The sequence below is a fragment of the Hahella sp. NS-SX17 genome (assembly GCF_057367735.1).
Genome location: NZ_CM170632.1, coordinates 6,360,897 through 6,376,336 on the forward strand (window position 1 = coordinate 6,360,897; position 15,440 = coordinate 6,376,336).

At 55.0% G+C, this 15,440-nt stretch carries 16 protein-coding genes; 10 read left to right on the forward strand and 6 right to left on the reverse strand.

Annotated features, from left to right (window positions below; translation table 11 throughout):
• Window positions 1–36: 36 nt before the first annotated feature.
• Together AC2IBB_RS28415 and AC2IBB_RS28420 are read right to left on the reverse strand one after the other, a co-directional pair.
• Window positions 37–1,818: a DEAD/DEAH box helicase gene (locus AC2IBB_RS28415; protein ID WP_486330048.1), complete on the reverse strand. Its 1,782-nt coding sequence runs from the start codon at window positions 1,816–1,818 to the stop codon at window positions 37–39.
• A 262-nt stretch (window positions 1,819–2,080) separates the two neighbouring features.
• Window positions 2,081–2,227: a hypothetical protein gene (locus AC2IBB_RS28420; protein ID WP_158304996.1), complete on the reverse strand. Its 147-nt coding sequence runs from the start codon at window positions 2,225–2,227 to the stop codon at window positions 2,081–2,083.
• 118 nt (window positions 2,228–2,345) lie between these two features.
• Here AC2IBB_RS28420 and AC2IBB_RS28425 point away from each other — a divergent pair, with 118 nt between their 5' ends.
• From AC2IBB_RS28425 to AC2IBB_RS28445, 5 genes are all read left to right on the forward strand, one after another.
• Window positions 2,346–3,443 (forward strand): helix-turn-helix transcriptional regulator, encoded by a 1,098-nt coding sequence (locus AC2IBB_RS28425; RefSeq protein WP_486330049.1) that lies wholly within the window; start codon window positions 2,346–2,348, stop codon window positions 3,441–3,443.
• 19 nt (window positions 3,444–3,462) lie between these two features.
• Window positions 3,463–4,227 (forward strand): hypothetical protein, encoded by a 765-nt coding sequence (locus AC2IBB_RS28430; protein WP_486330050.1) that lies wholly within the window; start codon window positions 3,463–3,465, stop codon window positions 4,225–4,227.
• Window positions 4,228–4,743 (forward strand): gamma-glutamylcyclotransferase family protein, encoded by a 516-nt coding sequence (locus tag AC2IBB_RS28435; RefSeq protein ID WP_486330051.1) that lies wholly within the window; start codon window positions 4,228–4,230, stop codon window positions 4,741–4,743.
• 369 nt (window positions 4,744–5,112) lie between these two features.
• Window positions 5,113–6,114, forward strand: coding sequence for a YHYH protein (locus AC2IBB_RS28440; protein ID WP_486330052.1), 1,002 nt, complete (start codon window positions 5,113–5,115; stop codon window positions 6,112–6,114).
• Window positions 6,115–6,120: 6 nt separating this feature from the next.
• On the forward strand, window positions 6,121–6,648 hold the full coding sequence (locus AC2IBB_RS28445; protein ID WP_486330053.1) for a hypothetical protein: 528 nt from the start codon (window positions 6,121–6,123) through the stop codon (window positions 6,646–6,648).
• A 255-nt stretch (window positions 6,649–6,903) separates the two neighbouring features.
• On the opposite strand, the gene AC2IBB_RS28450 is transcribed toward AC2IBB_RS28445, so the two are convergent.
• Window positions 6,904–7,506, reverse strand: a complete 603-nt coding sequence (locus AC2IBB_RS28450; protein ID WP_486330054.1) for a short chain dehydrogenase — start codon at window positions 7,504–7,506, stop codon at window positions 6,904–6,906.
• Window positions 7,507–7,608: 102 nt separating this feature from the next.
• Here AC2IBB_RS28450 and AC2IBB_RS28455 point away from each other — a divergent pair, with 102 nt between their 5' ends.
• Window positions 7,609–8,529 carry a LysR family transcriptional regulator gene (locus AC2IBB_RS28455; protein WP_486330055.1) on the forward strand — a complete coding sequence of 307 codons (921 nt, stop codon included), beginning with the start codon at window positions 7,609–7,611 and terminating at the stop codon, window positions 8,527–8,529.
• 21 nt (window positions 8,530–8,550) lie between these two features.
• On the opposite strand, the gene AC2IBB_RS28460 is transcribed toward AC2IBB_RS28455, so the two are convergent.
• The 3 genes from AC2IBB_RS28460 to AC2IBB_RS28470 all read right to left on the reverse strand — a co-directional run bounded on the left by AC2IBB_RS28460 (window position 8,551) and on the right by AC2IBB_RS28470 (window position 11,023).
• Entirely contained in the window at window positions 8,551–8,793 is a 243-nt protein-coding gene (locus AC2IBB_RS28460) for a DUF6429 family protein (protein ID WP_486330056.1), read from the reverse strand.
• 225 nt (window positions 8,794–9,018) lie between these two features.
• The gene (iolB, locus tag AC2IBB_RS28465; protein ID WP_486330057.1) at window positions 9,019–9,822 is read right to left on the reverse strand and encodes a 5-deoxy-glucuronate isomerase; all 804 of its coding nucleotides are present in this window, start codon (window positions 9,820–9,822) and stop codon (window positions 9,019–9,021) included.
• 61 nt (window positions 9,823–9,883) lie between these two features.
• Window positions 9,884–11,023, reverse strand: coding sequence for a Gfo/Idh/MocA family protein (locus AC2IBB_RS28470; RefSeq protein ID WP_486330058.1), 1,140 nt, complete (start codon window positions 11,021–11,023; stop codon window positions 9,884–9,886).
• A gap of 571 nt (window positions 11,024–11,594) precedes the next feature.
• Between AC2IBB_RS28470 and AC2IBB_RS28475 the strand changes: the two genes are divergently transcribed.
• The 4 genes from AC2IBB_RS28475 (at window position 11,595) to AC2IBB_RS28490 (ending at window position 15,429) form a co-directional block, all read left to right on the forward strand.
• Window positions 11,595–12,446, forward strand: coding sequence for a MurR/RpiR family transcriptional regulator (locus tag AC2IBB_RS28475; RefSeq protein ID WP_216736828.1), 852 nt, complete (start codon window positions 11,595–11,597; stop codon window positions 12,444–12,446).
• Between the two features lie 124 nt (window positions 12,447–12,570).
• Window positions 12,571–13,551: an inositol 2-dehydrogenase gene (gene iolG / locus AC2IBB_RS28480; protein ID WP_486330059.1), complete on the forward strand. Its 981-nt coding sequence runs from the start codon at window positions 12,571–12,573 to the stop codon at window positions 13,549–13,551.
• 211 nt (window positions 13,552–13,762) lie between these two features.
• A complete protein-coding gene (locus AC2IBB_RS28485; RefSeq protein ID WP_486330060.1) occupies window positions 13,763–14,911 on the forward strand; it encodes a TRAP transporter substrate-binding protein in 1,149 nt (382 codons plus the stop codon).
• The gene (locus AC2IBB_RS28490) at window positions 14,908–15,429 is read left to right on the forward strand and encodes a TRAP transporter small permease (RefSeq protein WP_486330061.1); all 522 of its coding nucleotides are present in this window, start codon (window positions 14,908–14,910) and stop codon (window positions 15,427–15,429) included. Before AC2IBB_RS28485 ends, AC2IBB_RS28490 begins: the two co-directional genes overlap by 4 nt.
• The last annotated feature ends 11 nt before the right edge of the window (window positions 15,430–15,440 follow it).

Genomic DNA, 15,440 nt, shown 5'->3' on the forward strand with positions numbered 1-15,440 from the left:
GGTTTGAATGCCGCCGTTAGATCAGCGGGCTAAGGCTTACGAGCGCGGACGTCTAGAAGAAGGACGAGGACCGCCACGGCCACTACCGCTGCGAGGCTTACGCTCAGGCTTGCCAGCATCCGGCTTCATGTTGATCAGCTGCTGACGAATGCGTACTTTCTGCAGGTGCTGAAGCACTTCTTTCGGCATGCCTTCAGGCAGCTCAACGGTACTGAAGTTGTCGTAAATGGCGATGTGGCCGATGTACTTGCTTTCAATATTCGCTTCGTTCGCGATAGCGCCGACGATATCACCAGGGCTAACATCGTGGGAGCGGCCCACTTCGATGCGGTAACGCTCTCTCGGTATGCCGTCGTCGCGACGTGAATCACGACCTTCGCGCCCTTCACGACCACGACGATCACGGTCGCGAGGGTTACGGCCACGACCGTCACGATCGCGGTCACGGCCACGGAAGTCTTTATCCAGCTTCGGCAGGTCTTTCAGAATCGGGAACAAAGGCTGTTCCACCTGCAGACGGAACGCCAGCGCTGCGGCGACATCTTCCAGCGACAACTCATTTTCCTGACAGAAGTCCAGCACCACCTTTTTCATGGACTCCAGATCCTGGCCGTCCAGAGTACGGTGCAGATTGTCCTGGAACTGCTGAATACGCTGCTCGCTGATTTTCTCAGCGGAAGGCGCTTCATAAGGCGTCAGCGGTTGCTTGGTGGCCATTTCAATTGCGCGCAGCAGGCGACGCTCTTTTGGTGCAGCGAACAAGATCGCTTTCCCTTCACGACCAGCGCGACCAGTACGGCCGATACGGTGAACGTAGGCTTCAGTGTCGTAAGGAATGTCGTAGTTCAGAACCAGGCCGATACGCTCTACGTCGAGACCGCGCGCCGCAACGTCAGTCGCGACAACGATATCCAGACGGCCTTTCTTCAGACGGTCGATCGTCTGCTCACGAATCTTCTGAGTCTGGTCGCCGTTCAGGGCTTCAGCGGCGTAGCCGCGCGCCTGCAGCTTCTCAGCCAGTTCCGTGGTGGCGGACTTGGTGCGCACGAAAATGATCATGCCTTCGAAGTTTTCAACTTCCAGTACGCGGGTCAGCGCGTCCAGTTTGTGAGAGTTATCAACCATCAATACGTGCTGGCTGATGCGCTCAACGGTGGAAGTCTTAGCGGCGATGCGAACTTCTTTCGCACCTTTCAGATATTTTTCCGCCACGCGTTTGATAGCAGGAGGCATGGTCGCGGAGAACAGCGCGTATTGGCAGGCGCCGGGCGCGTTGGAGAGGATTTCCTCGACATCGTCGATGAAGCCCATGCGCAGCATTTCGTCAGCTTCGTCCAGTACGACTGCGCGAATTTGTGACAAATCCAGGCTCTTGCGCTGTAAATGGTCCAGCACCCGACCAGGCGTGCCGACAATGACCTGCACGCCGCGTTTCAGTGAACGTAATTGACCGCGCATATCCTGCCCGCCGTAAATCGGCAGTACAGTAAAATCAGGCAGGTAACGGGAGTAACTTTTGAAAGCTTCCGCTACCTGAATCGCCAGCTCCCGAGTGGGCGCCAGCACGATAATTTGTGGAGACTGGATCTTTGGATCAAGTCTTTCCAGCAACGGCAAGGCGAACGCCGCCGTCTTTCCGGTACCTGTCTGCGCCACCCCTAAAATGCTCTCGCCCTGCAGCAGCAGGGGAATACTTTGCTCCTGGATCGGTGAGGGTTGCTCGTAACCCACGTCTTTTAGAGCGGACAAAAGAGAATCAGATAAACCAAGAGAAGCGAAATCTTTCGACAGCGCGGTTGCAGAATCAGTTGAAGACATTAATTCGGGACCTATCAGGGGGGCTGCTTTGCAGTGAATAAAAAATGGTCGCTAATTGTACAGATCTAGCTTGAGGAATGACAGTAAAATTTTTAATGCGGGAGAAAAGTTACACGCGCTTACAAATGCGTAATCAATAACTTGAGTGGCGGGTGAGTAGTTTTTACTATGAAGTCGCCGTTAGTTCAAGGCGAATCGGGAAATGTCCGGGGAGGCGGTTACTGCAGACGACGCGCCGGCCCCGGAGAGGGAAAACCATTCGTCATACTACCGGTTCAACGACAACCAGACGCATTTTGCGTCCTTCAAAGATGCGGTCCAGGATATCATGCAGGTCGGCGACGCTTTCGCTCTGAATGCGGAAACGGAACTTGGCCCCTTTCTGGGTAAACGCATTGACTCTATACATTTTCTTTCTCCCGTGGTGGTTTATTTCGTCTACAGGAGTTAGATTAGGAAGTAAAACGACCATTGATGTCGCAAAAGAATGTATTTTATAGTCTTCGCAAAGTTTTTATGGGGAACTGATGAGAACTTTTCTACGCCGCTTATCCATCCTGGCTTACCTGAAGTCGGCCAGAACGCCCAAATCCACTGAGGAAATCATCAACCACCTGATTTCCGCAGACTACATGGAAGAGGGCGGCGATCCTAATTCACAGAAGCGCCTGATCCAGCGCGACATGAATTTCCTTTACGGCAAGAACGAAATGGATGACGAAGACGACGAACCCGGCAACGAGTTCGGACTGGAGGTAGTGCGGGGCGTGGGCAAAAGCCTGCTGTGGAAGCTCGACCCCTACTCTACCCTGCAGTACGACTACGAAAAAATGCCTCAGTACATGGCGATCGCTTTCGCCATGGCCAAAAAGCACCTCTCCAACCTGTTGCCGCGTAATACAATATCTGAGCTGGAGCGCTTTTTCGCCCAGGCGGAGGAACGCCTGGAGCAGTCGGAAAAATCACTGTCGCCGCAGCTGTATAATCGTCTGCGCGATTCCGTAGAATTCTACCAGCGCGGTCAGCGTCTGCAGCCGGCGGACTTCGACATCGAGCACCTCGACACCATCTATCGCGCAATCCTGAAGAACAAACAGGTGCTGTTCAGCTATCGCGGCAAGGAATATCGCGCCCATCCGTTCGGCGTCGCGATTCTGCTGCCCAAAATCTATCTGGTGGCGAAAAAGGATGAGGACATAGACTCTCCCGGGGCCTACCGCCACTTTCTGCTGCACAAGATTGAACGCATCACCATGGACCAGCGCAGCTCCCGCGTACCCAAAAAATTCCGTCTGCGGGACTACCTGGAGGCAGGCAAGATGGATGTTTTCATTGCCCCCGAAGACAACTCAGTTTACTCCATGAAGTTGCGCATCACGCCAGCCAATCCTTACAGCAATCTGATTTCCGACCTGACTGAAAACCCCATCGCCATAGATCAGAAAATCAAGCCGGCCACCGACGAAAGCGGGTCCTACATCCTTACGGCCAAGGTGCGACGCACTATTCAGTTGCGTAACTGGCTGATGAACCTGGGAGCGGAATGCAAAGTGATGGAGCCGAAGGAAATTCGCGAGGACCTGATCTCCGCGTTGCGGGATTCCCTGAACAATTACGACGCATAAATCACCGTTGAGGCTCGCCATGCAGACAACCGCCCCGCCGCTATCAGACGCAGTAAAGCGACTACACAGGTGGGCGGGTCGAGTAGTCCGTCTCGCTGCGGCCCTATTAACACTCCTGGGGCTCGCAGCCTGCGCTCAGCAGCCTGTGCAGATTAAGCCGGTCACGGCCAGCCCGGGACAGTTCTGGTGGCGGGCCTGCTTCAAGATGCCATTTGATGAAAACGGCGCTCCCAACTGGAACATGGACCTGCTGCTGGCGGATCAAGTCGCCAGCCCGGTACTGGCGCAACACGCCAGCGCCTTACCCTTATGGCGCTTTCACCGCCGCGCGGCCTCCGACGCCGCCGGCCATCAATTCAGTCTGTTGTTCTATACGGACCCAAATACCGCTGGCCGGATTTTTCAGGGCCTGGAGAGTTCGCCGGTAGTCACACGTCTCCTGCAAAGCGGCGACCTCAAGCAATTAGTAGTCAAATGCGGCTACCGCGACCTGACATCCGACCTGCAGGCCACCAGCGATCCCAACTGGGAGCCTCATCTGCAAAAAACCTGGCCCTATTTCATCATGGGTATCAGCGCCCACTGGCTGGCGCTGATTCAATCTTTCGGCGAGGACATTCCCGCTCAGTCTGACGATACTACAGCCATGCTGGAACGTTACGGACTAATACGTCAGCAAATCAGCGACGTCTGGCGGGGACAAGGACAACATGCCTACCTGCATCACCTCAGCGCTCTGTTTGGTTATGAGCCAATGCTGATCCAGAAGTTCATCCAGTTTTAAATGGAACCCGCCTCCCATTTTCTGTACTTCGCCTACGGCTCCAATATGTCGTTGCGACGACTGCGCGCCAGGACCCCTTCCGCGCAGCTCCTGTGCCCCGGCTGGCTGAACGAACATCAATTACGCTTCCATAAAATTGGCCGCGACGGCTCCGCCAAGTGCGATATTTTCCACACCGGCGCTAATGCGGATCTGGTTTACGGCGGCCTGTTCCATATTGACCGTCAAGACAGAGCGTCACTGGATCATGCAGAAGGCGCTGGTCAGGGCTACGAAACAAAATATATATCGGTCACGACGAATAACCACGGCGTTATGCAAGCGCTCACTTACTTCGCTACCGCTATCGATACGTCTCTAAGACCGTTCAACTGGTACCTTGAGCATGTTCGGCGCGGCGCAGAAGAGCTATGTCTGCCGGGTGATTATATCGACCGCCTCCGCACTATCGCGGCGGAGGCCGACACGGACATTGACCGCGTTAAGCGGGAACTGAATATCTACCGCCCCGCTTAAACCGCACGTTCTGGCGTATTCCGTCCTTCGCCAATGTTCTGATTGCAAATTAACCAATCGTTAACCTCCGCTTCGAAATAATTCCCTTATCCCGAACGCCAATCCGTGCATCGTCACAGGTCCACTGACTTGAAAGCGGCGGCGGGCCATGGAACAGCCGAAACTTAACGCCAAAAGGAAACTGCGTATGTCGATAACTATCTCGCCTCCCCGCTGGCTTCACACGCTCAGTCACCGCCTGAGCCATTCGCTATAGCAAGCTCTCCATGACTCAATTTTCATAACAACAAAGCGCGGATTTATCCGCCAAAGAGACATAGCAAGCGCTCACATACGGAAACTATTCACCAGCCATAGAAAGGATCTGATATGACATTCCGCTCAATCACTCTCATCTTCACCTCCGCGCTGTCAGGACTTTATAGCGCCGCAGCGAGCGCCCAGGAAATGCAGTCGGCACAGGGCTTCTTCTTCCCAGCCTTGATACCGTCCTATTTCGATAAAGAACACTTTCTGGAAGATATTTCCATGGAACGATGCGAACTGAATACGGGGCGTCAGTCCTGGTGCTACAAACTGAAGGTTAAAAGCAACCCGGTGGAAGTTGGCCCTTTCTGTCCGGAAACCATCAATGACATTGGCGGCGTATATCCCTATGACGGGGACACCAACCCTGGCTTACGCGTTCTGAAAAGAGACCTGTTCGAGGACATGGAGGCGGACGGCTACGACATCGTCGACGATGACGGCAATGTCCGCTTTATCATGATCAAAACCGGCGAAATTCCCAACATGGACCCGGACCTCTCTTACTGCATCGAAGTCGAGCCTGACAACGAACTACAACTCTCCTATATGATTCCCGTTTTCTCCTGGCATGCCCAGGAATCCATACCTATGGACGACGCATCCAAAATTGTCGGCTTATCCCTGATCGGGATGCCCATCAATGGCTTACCGCCCTCAGTGGCCAACGGCATTCCCGGCGCGCCCACCGGAGTTGGCAGTATGCCCGCCCTGGACGCCTGCGGCGGGCACATTAACGAGGGCTTCTACCATTCCCATATTTTCCCGGAAACCATTAACGAGATTTACGCCAAGCATCATATCGGCGAAGTGCGCTGCGATGCAGTGTATCCAAAAGGCTCCGGCGATCTGGTGGCCTACGCGATGGATGGGTTTCCCATATACACCCATCTGGAGTCGAATGGCGCTATTCCAACCAGTCTGGATGAATGCAACGGCCATTTCGGCCCCACCATTCACTACCCTACCGGCATGTATCACTATCACTCCTCTTCGGCGGAAGACGTGAACATACCGCGCTGCCTGAAAGGCGTTATAGCGAAACAACAGTTGATCGTGGAGTAAGGCAGAATGCGCAAATATAACTCTTTGGCCCTGACGCTGCTTTGGCTGGCGCTGTCAGCCCCCTCCGCTTCCGCGCACTACACCTTTATGTCGTTCTTCAATCTGTCGCGTGACGAGGATAATGTCTGGCGTTTGACCGCCGTGCTGGCCCAAGCCGGCGTCTCCGCCACGCTGAATCAGCTACAGACGGAAAATAGCGGCGAACGCTTCTCACGGGAGGAGCGGGAGCGTCAGCTCACGAATTACCTTCTGAATACCGTGCAACTCAGTATCGACGGCGTCGATATCAAGCTGAGTCCCGCTAACGTCAACCTGGGCGATCATGAAACACGGGTCGTCTTTGAGCTGAAGAATGCGCCAAAGGACTTCAATAAAGTGCAGGCGAGTATTCGCAGCTTTGCCAATGACGCCAATCATCACAATATCCTGACGCTGTTCCAGGAAGGAGGACGCAGCAAAGTCATTCTATCGGCCAAGAATAATTTCTCCGCCTCTCTGCAAGCGACAGGAAAACTCGCCGCCGGCGGCTCATGAGAACTTATCGACAACTGAGAGTGGCGCAACCAACACACTCTTAACGGCTCGCAGGCGTACGTTGATCCGAGGGGGGAGTACGCGCCTGCATTTTAGGGTCTGAGACCAGGGACCGTTTACGACGCCGGAACGTCGGCGGACCACTGGTTCTTGCAGTACAGACCCACTTTTTCACCGTGACTATCCCGTTCTTCCAGCAAGCGCCACCCGCAACGAATCATTAACACGGCGGGCTAATAGCGGCAGTATAACGGCCTAGCCGCGCAAGTGAACGACCTGGCCGGTCTGCGCGCCTTCCACAGACTTTTGAAATGCTTTCGCCACCTTGGCTGCGTCTACCGGCGTCTCGCCAGGGAAAAAGGCGCCATACTGGTCCCAGGATTCGGTCAGCACTGTCGGACTGACGACGTTGATGCGCACGCCGCGCGGGGCTTCAATCGCCGCAGCGACGGCAAAGTGCTCCAGTGCGCCGTTAACGGTAGTGGCCGCTGTCCCCCAAGCGATAGGATCAACGCTGAGAATGCCGCTGGTCAGAGTGAAAGAGCCCCGGTCGCGGACATACTTCAGTCCATGACGCACCAGATTGATTTGCCCCATCAGCTTGCTATGCAGTCCAACCTCCCACTGCTCGGAAGTCATCTCTGTCAGAGACGCGAACGCCAGGTCGCCGGTTGCGCTGACCAGCGCGTCAAACTCGCCGATGGTCTCAAACAGCGTCTGAATGGAAGTCTCATCGGCAATATCCACCTGATAGTCGCCGCCGCTCTTGCCGACCTTGATCACTTCGTGCCTATCCTGCAGGTTTGCTACAACGGCTTTGCCGATGGTTCCAGTGGCGCCGATTACTACGATTTTCATTGTGCTTTCTCCACGTTGATTGTTGATAAATCCACTTTAATGAAAAACACCTTCGGGATAATCTAGCTAAAAACAAACTCACTGTTTCCATACAGAAACAATATGCAGAACTTATTGACTCACCTCGACCTGATCGCCGCCTTTCATCAGGTGGCTCTGGACGGCAGTTTCACTCAGGCCGCTGAAAGCCTGAGCAGCTCCAAATCTCAGGTCAGCAAACAGGTTAAAGCGCTGGAGGAGCTGCTGCAGACACAGCTTCTGCATCGCACCACCCGCAGTTTACGTCTCACGGAGGCCGGGGAGGCGCTGTTTCGCTACAGCACGGAGATTCAGGCGTTATTCCGTCAGGCCACAGAAGTGGTAAGCGATTTGAATGAAGACACAGTGGGCGTACTGCGCTTCACCTGCCCCGTTTCGCTGGGCATATCCATGATGCCGGAGATTCTCAAGTTGTTTCGGTTGCGTTTTCCCCGGGTAAAAGTGCAAATTGACCTCGCCAATGAGAGCCGCAACCTGATCGCGGAGGAGTTCGATCTCGCCATTCGCGCCACGCCGCAGCCAGATCCTTATCTGATCGCACGCCCCTTGGGAGCCATGGTGGACGCCATCTGCGCCAGTCCAGAATTCATCAAGCGCCACGGCAAACCGGAAACCCCAGAGGAGCTGACGCGTTTTCCCTGCATCGCCCACAACCAGCATCAGCAACTGAGCCAGTGGAGATTTACCGGCCCCGAGCGTGAAATCAGCGTACCGATACAGGCGGAGATCGCCGCCAATCAATATCCCATGATGCGGCAATGCGCGGTGGAAGGACTTGGCGTCACCAAGCTGCCGTTTTATGAAGCCTATCGAGATATTGAAAGCGGGCGGCTGGTGCGACTGCTGGAGGACTACTCTTCCCACACCCACACGCTGTACGTGGTGTTTCCCGCCCAGCGCTATCAGCCGAAGAAGCTGATTTATTTCAAGGAACTATTAATAGAGTGGTTCAGCGGACGCCCGGAATTTTTTCACCGTTTATAAGGCCGCATGAGGCGTCGGGGATTATTCCTGTTCTACCTTGACGAACAAGCGCTGGAACAAACGCTCGGATTCCTGCATGCCGCGTTCGGTCAAAGCGACGGACTTGGTTTTTTCTACCGGATCGTGGATCAGCCCCTTTTCGTAGAGCCGGTTCATGACCTCCCAGTCGAAACCTTTCCAGGCCCGGTTGCCCTGGTGCAACGTCAGATGCAACAGAGCCAATACCGTTTCGTCAATTTTCTCCTCATCAATCACCATCGTCATCGCCCGACCTCCTCTGTTTCGATAAAAACCAAGCACAGAATTCGTCATACGAAGGAAAACGTTCGAATATACGCTACCGGGGCGCAAGCGTTTTCACAAGAGGCGCTCAGCCCAAATAAAAAAGCCACCGGGACAGGTGGCCGCCTGATTATTAACATGCCAATGTTATTGCCATGTTAATAGGCTAAGCGCCTATGACGCTCTACAGGTCGCAGCGAGAGGGCTTCATGATGAGGACAGAATCCACTCGTGGTCTGGATCGTTGTGAAACTTCCAGTCACGAACCGGTCCCGCCATCACGTTGAGGTAATAAGATTCATAACCATGAGGCACGCCGACCGGGTGATAGCCTTCAGGCACGATCACGCAATCGCCGTCGTACACGGACATGGTTTCATCCAGAGAGCGGTCGTCGTTGTAGACTCGCTGAAATACAAATCCCTGGGCCGGATTGATGCGGTGATAATAGGTTTCTTCCAGATAAGACTCTTCCGGCAGACGGTCAGAGTCATGTTTGTGCGGCGGATAACTGGACCAGTTGCCGCTGGGCGTGAACACTTCCGTCAACAGCAGTCGCTCCGCCGGCTGGTCCAGCATCAAGATATTGTGAATGCGGCGCAGGTTGGAGCCCTCGCCACGACTCATCACCGCCACCTGATCCGGTTTGATCAGGCGCACCGGATACTGTCCAGAGACCTGGGAAGACAAACCCAGACCGACTTCCAGATCCGTTTGCGCGCGGATGCGAATACGGGTAGCAGGCGGAACATACACCGCATAGGGCGGCAGTTTTTCAAAGGGCGACATACGCTCGCCAATATCCACGAACGTATCCGCTCCGGCCTCTACTGTCGCTTTCCCCGCCACCAGCACCAGACAGCATTCAGCGTCGGCGAACTCGCCTTCCCAGATCTCCCCCGCCTGCAACGCCAGCGCCTGAAATCCCACGTATTTCCAGGACGCATTTTCCGGCGTGACGTGGATACGTTGCTGTTGCTCCCGTCTGGCTTTGCGTAACAGATGCGACATCGGGCTCTCCTCTACGAACTTAGTGAATGATTAATCCTGTTGATCTGCGACTCGCGGCGCCTCAAGCGATCTCTTCGATACTGACCCAGCGGCGCTCCTGATGAGACAGCTCCACCGCATCCAATACCCGGTTCACTTCATAGGCATGGCGAAACTGCGGCCACATGGGGCGCTCTGCGCACAGACCTTCCACCAGGTCCCGCACTTCCACGATCTTTTGATCGTTGTAGCCCAGACCATGCCCTGCGGACACGCAGAAATTAGCGTAATCCGGATGCTGCGGGCCAACTAACAGGCGGCGGAAACCTTCCCGCGGCCCTGCGTCTTTGCGGGAATAAAACTGCAGCTCGCTCAGTCGCTCCTGATCATAAATCAATGTGCCCAAGGTTCCCGTCACTTCAAACCAGAGCGAGTTCTTGCGGCCGCAGGCAATGCGGCTGGACTCCAATGTCCCCTGGGCGCCGTTGGCGAAGCGCGCCAACAGGTGAACCTGATCGTCGTTTTCCACTTCGCCGAACTCACCGGGCGCATTGGCGATGGGGCGGTTCTTGTGCACGGTTTTCAGATCCGCTACGACTTCCGTGATGTCGCCGACCAGATACTGCGCCATGTTAATAATGTGAGAGCCCATGTCTCCCAGGGTTCCGGAACCGGAGAACTCTCTCTTCAGGCGCCAGCTGAACGGCGCATCAGGGTCGGAGAGATAGTCTTCATTATGAGTGCCGCGAAAATGGACGATGTCCCCCAGCTCCCCGCTGCGAATGATTTCCCGGGCCAGACTCACAGTCGGATTTTTTGCGTAATTGAAACCGACCAGCGTCTTCACCCCGGCTCGCTCCGCCGCTTCGGTCATCATGCGCGCATCCGCCGCATTCAGCGCCAGAGGTTTCTCCGAGTAAACATGCTTGCCGGCGGCGATGGCCGCCAACGCCATGTCCTTGTGCAGCCAGTTGGGAGAGCAGATATCCACCACGTCGATATCAGGATCGTTGACCAGTTCACGCCAGTCTCCAGTGGAGCGCTTAAACCCCATCACCGCCGCTTTCGCCGCCGCCTGTTCAGCGCTGATATCCGCCAGCATCTCAAGCTCGATATCCGCTGAGAGTTCAAATACTGCGGGGGCGGAGCGAAACGCAATTGCGTGCGCCTTGCCCATGTAACCGCTACCGATCAGGCCGACTCGTAGTTTCTTCTTGCTCATACCCACCTGCGAATTTAGATACCGTCTGCATCACACGGAAATTGTTGTTTTGATGGTCGCGGAGCGCAACTCAGTCTGTTGCGACAAGCGCCTCTATGCCTAATGCGAAACAAGATTAAAACAATCATTCCACGAACGAAACAAAAATTTCAATAATTTTAATTTCAGATGGCGCGTTTCAAACAACCCAAGTCAGCTACAGCCCCTGTTTAGATAGAATAGACAAAGGAATAGAACAGGTTATCCAGGAAAAGAAGATAAAATTCCATTTCAATATTTTTTGGAACAAAAAGTTTGAAAAGCGCTATTTTTTTAAATAGGATGGATCATACGTTCCATTATCGGAGCGCCGTAGAACAACAAGAAGCCAATAAGCCGGAGGCCGCATGAACGCCTTTAATCAGTCATTTCAAACCTGTTTCAGCGTTTTAGCACAGCCCGCCTCCAGTTGTTATCGCCTCGCCCACGCGGTTCCCACGCTATCTGGAAGTGAATTTACACTCGCTCCGCATTGAAACTTTCTTGTAGGATTGGCGACACTGTATTTCATTTTCATTGCCGGAGAATCGAATTGTCCACCGCGATTAAGCCCACCAACCTATTAGAACTGCAGCAGGCCATCACTGAGCGTTACAACGACCTCAGCAAACGGCTCAAGCAAATCGCGCAGTTCGTCATGGACCATCCCAGCACTGTGGCGATGGAGACGGTTTCCGTCATTGCGGAACAGGCGGAAGTGACGCCTTCTGCGCTGATACGCTTCGCGGCGGCGTTTGGTTACGATGGCTTCAGCGAAATGCAGCAACTGTTTCGTCAGAAACTGGTGGAGAACAGCACCAGCTACCGTGAACGCATTCGTCTCTCCAGCGCGCAGCCGGTTCATTCCGGCAAAGTGACCTCTCACACCATTCTCAACGAGTTCGTCAACGGCAATCTGCTCAGTCTGGAGCACCTGCCGGAGATGGTGTCCGACGAGAACATGGACGCCGCAATCAAGCTGCTGCACAACGCCAAAGCCATCCATGTGCTGGGCATGCGCCGCTCCTTCTCCGTCGCCTCTTACCTCACCTATGCGCTGCGTCAGATCAAGCGCAGAGTGTATTTGATCGACGGCAGCGGCGGCATGTTGCAGGAGCAGGCGTCGTTTCTGGACAAAAGCGACGTACTGGTGGCCATCAGTTACAGCCCCTACGCTCAGGAAACCCGCGCGGCGGTCATCAAGGCTTATGAAAACGGCGTTCCCATTATCAGTATTACTGACAGCCGGCTGAGTCCGCTGGCGCCTATTTCCTCCGTCTATTTCGACGTGAAGGAAAGCGAGGTGCGCGGATTCCGCTCGCTGACATCCAGTCTGTGTCTGGCTCAGGCTCTGGTGATCGGCATGGCCTACCAGATTGAGCAGCAACAGCTGGGCGACGGCTGACGCCGGATCGATTCAGGGACAATCAGGTCCCACGCCGGTCGCGCCGTTTGCATCGTCAGTATGGATGAAAGGCAAACCTTATTACTGTTGTGATAACCAGCGTATAAAGTAGAGGCGCAATTTTATGATTCGAATCAGTCTTCTCGGCGCGGGCCGTATTGGCGTCATTCACGCGTTGAACGCCAAGGCGAACCTGAATGTGGATCTTCGTTACATCGCCGATCCCCGGGAAGAGGCGGCGCGGGATCTGGCGGAAAAAGTCGGCGCGAAAGTGGTGGATGTAAACGCCGCCATCAATGCGGATGACGTGGACGCCGTGATCATCGCCACCTCCACCAACACCCACGCGGAACTCAGTCACGCCGCGCTCAATGCGGGCAAAGCGGTATTTTGCGAAAAGCCCATTGATCTGGATATCAACAGCGCCAGCGGCGTAGCGGAACACGTACAACAAAGCGGCCTGCCCTATTTCGTAGCTTTCAACCGCCGCTTCGATCCCTCTTTCGCCGCCCTGCAACGGGGTCTTGGCGACCTCGGCAAGCTGGAGCAACTGGTGATCACCAGTCGTGATCCTTCGCCGCCGCCCGTGGAGTACATCAAAGTGTCCGGCGGTCTGTTCCGGGACATGACCATTCACGATTTTGACATGGCGTTATGGCTGCTGAATGAGCCCCTGCGGGACGTTCACGCGATCGGCAGTTGTCAGGTTGATCCCGCCATTGGCCAGGCTGGCGACATCGACACCGCCACCATTACCCTGACCACCGTGAGCGGCGCCCAGTGCGTCATTCTCAACAGTCGCCGCGCCGCCTACGGCTATGACCAGCGCGTGGAGGCCTTCGGCGCCAAAGGCATGTTGCAGGCGCACAATATCAAACCCACCCAGTTGCATCGCTTCGGCGCGGAAGGGGAAAGCAGCGACAGGCTGGAAGACTTCTTCCTGCAACGTTACGCCGCCGCCTATCAGGCGGAAATGGCCGCCTTCGTACAGGCGCTGGTGACCCAATCTCCGATGCCCGTCAGCGTACAGGATGGCGTTAACGCCTTAAAACTCGCCAACGCCGCCTACGCGTCCCTGGAACAGGGCAAGCCAGTCGGCTTCTAGGTTCTCAATACCCCGGGCGTCGGCGGCGGACCGGGGTTCTCGCCTCGTGTTGCAAGCGCTTTTGCCGCGATAACTCGACCCGTTCACCCTTCCAAATTCAAAACAAGTCATCAGATTGACGGGGCTCCCGACATTACTTTAATGTAGGGCCTGCAGCGCTAAAGGGGTCGATAGCGCGCTCATTCTAAGAACTGAGTTGGAGAAGGAAGCCATGCGATCACACGCCGTCATGCGACTTGGCGACGCCCTGCTTGCGGCCGGGGCGCACAAACAACCCAAACTTACCTCTAAATGTCTAACCCTGTTGGCGAAATCATTCGCCGCCACCACGCTTTTTTTAGCCACATTACTTTTCACTACACTGCTTTTCCCGGTTTTTTCCCACGCGGCCGAAGTTACGCTGCGGATGCATCATTTCCTGCCGGCGACCTCTCTGGATCAAGAGGGCTGGATGGAGCCTTGGGCGGAAAAGATCGAAAAGGAATCCGAGGGACGCATCAAAATCAGCATCTATCCCTCCATGCAGCTAGGGGGCAAACCACAGCAATTGTTCGATCAGGTCAGAAACGGCATCGTCGATATCATCTGGACCCTGCCCGGCTATACGCCCAGCCGCTTTCAGATGACCTCTGTGTTCGAACTGCCTTTCGTGGCCTCTTCAGCGGAAGCGACCAGTCAGGCGTTTCATACCTTTATCGAGAAGTATGCGCCGGAGGAGTATCAGGATGTGCACGTGCTGTCTCTGCACACTCACGCCGCCGGCTCGTTTCATATTCTGGGCAAGCCCATTGAGCAGATCGCCGACCTGGAGTCTCTGAAAATTCGCGCGCCCACCAGAGCCTCCGGTGAGGCGCTGCGTCTATTAGGCGCTAATCCGCTATTTATGCCTGCTCCCGAAGTGCCCCAAGCGATTTCAAAGGGCGTCATCAATGCGGCGCTACTGCCTTTCGAGGTAGTGCCTTCACTGAAGCTGGATGAGCTTGCCGAGAGCCATACCCTGCTCAGCAGCGCTCGCGGTTTGTACACAGCCACCTTTATCCTGGCGATGAACAAGAAGTCGTACGACTCTCTGCCCAACGATCTGAAAGCCATTATCGACCGCAACTCCGGCATTACGCTGAGCAAGCAGATCGGTAAGGCCATGGACGACTTCGAAAAGGTCGGCATTGAACTGGCGAAGAAAAACGGCAATCGCTTTTACTCCATCGATGCTAATCAGTTAAAGGAGTGGGAGCTGCGCGTGAAACCAGTTCGGGAGGACTGGGTCGCCAAGGCGAACTCGCAAAATAAAAACGGCGAATACCTGCTACAACAGGCCGAAGATCTTGTGACCCAATATGAGAAGTCACGGCAGTTATGATTGCGTTGTCGACATACCCGGCCCTGCGCCAAAGCGTCCGCACGGCGGACGCCTGGCTTGCTATCGCGGCGCAATGCAGCGCCTATCTCAGCGGTGCGGCGTTGGTCGCCATCGTTCTGGTGGTGACCGTCTCCGTATTCGGTCGCTGGTTATTCGGTACGGCGGTGACCGGCGATTTTGAAATTGTCGAAGTCGGCGTTGCAACCGCGATTTTTTATACCTTCCCCGCTTGCCAATATGGCTATAAACACCTGGCGGTGGATCTCCTCGTCAAACGGCTTCCACTGGCGCTGGAAAAGGCCGCCTGCGCGATTGCTGAAATTGCGCTTTGCCTGATCTTCGCGTTCATCGGCTGGCGCCTTATTCATGGCGCCGAGGAGTTCTTTTCCTACAACGAACAAACCATGATTCTCGCCATACCATTAGGCTGGGTGCTGCTCGCTTGCGCGCCGCCCTGCTTTCTGTCGGCGCTGATCGCCGTGAGCAACTTATTGCAGAAATTAGTCACCGATAAATAGCCAAGGACAAG

Coding starts and splice junctions, on each gene's coding strand:
- AC2IBB_RS28485 (WP_486330060.1), top strand. CDS start 13,763: ATGCGATCACACGCCGTCATGCGACTTGGCGACGCCCTGCTTGCGGCC.
- AC2IBB_RS28430 (WP_486330050.1), top strand. CDS start 3,463: ATGCAGACAACCGCCCCGCCGCTATCAGACGCAGTAAAGCGACTACAC.
- AC2IBB_RS28440 (WP_486330052.1), top strand. CDS start 5,113: ATGACATTCCGCTCAATCACTCTCATCTTCACCTCCGCGCTGTCAGGA.
- AC2IBB_RS28470 (WP_486330058.1), bottom strand. CDS start 11,023: ATGAGCAAGAAGAAACTACGAGTCGGCCTGATCGGTAGCGGTTACATG.
- AC2IBB_RS28445 (WP_486330053.1), top strand. CDS start 6,121: ATGCGCAAATATAACTCTTTGGCCCTGACGCTGCTTTGGCTGGCGCTG.
- AC2IBB_RS28450 (WP_486330054.1), bottom strand. CDS start 7,506: ATGAAAATCGTAGTAATCGGCGCCACTGGAACCATCGGCAAAGCCGTT.
- AC2IBB_RS28435 (WP_486330051.1), top strand. CDS start 4,228: ATGGAACCCGCCTCCCATTTTCTGTACTTCGCCTACGGCTCCAATATG.
- AC2IBB_RS28460 (WP_486330056.1), bottom strand. CDS start 8,793: ATGACGATGGTGATTGATGAGGAGAAAATTGACGAAACGGTATTGGCT.
- AC2IBB_RS28415 (WP_486330048.1), bottom strand. CDS start 1,818: ATGTCTTCAACTGATTCTGCAACCGCGCTGTCGAAAGATTTCGCTTCT.
- AC2IBB_RS28490 (WP_486330061.1), top strand. CDS start 14,908: ATGATTGCGTTGTCGACATACCCGGCCCTGCGCCAAAGCGTCCGCACG.
- AC2IBB_RS28420 (WP_158304996.1), bottom strand. CDS start 2,227: ATGTATAGAGTCAATGCGTTTACCCAGAAAGGGGCCAAGTTCCGTTTC.
- iolB (WP_486330057.1), bottom strand. CDS start 9,822: ATGTCGCATCTGTTACGCAAAGCCAGACGGGAGCAACAGCAACGTATC.
- iolG (WP_486330059.1), top strand. CDS start 12,571: ATGATTCGAATCAGTCTTCTCGGCGCGGGCCGTATTGGCGTCATTCAC.
- AC2IBB_RS28455 (WP_486330055.1), top strand. CDS start 7,609: ATGCAGAACTTATTGACTCACCTCGACCTGATCGCCGCCTTTCATCAG.
- AC2IBB_RS28425 (WP_486330049.1), top strand. CDS start 2,346: ATGAGAACTTTTCTACGCCGCTTATCCATCCTGGCTTACCTGAAGTCG.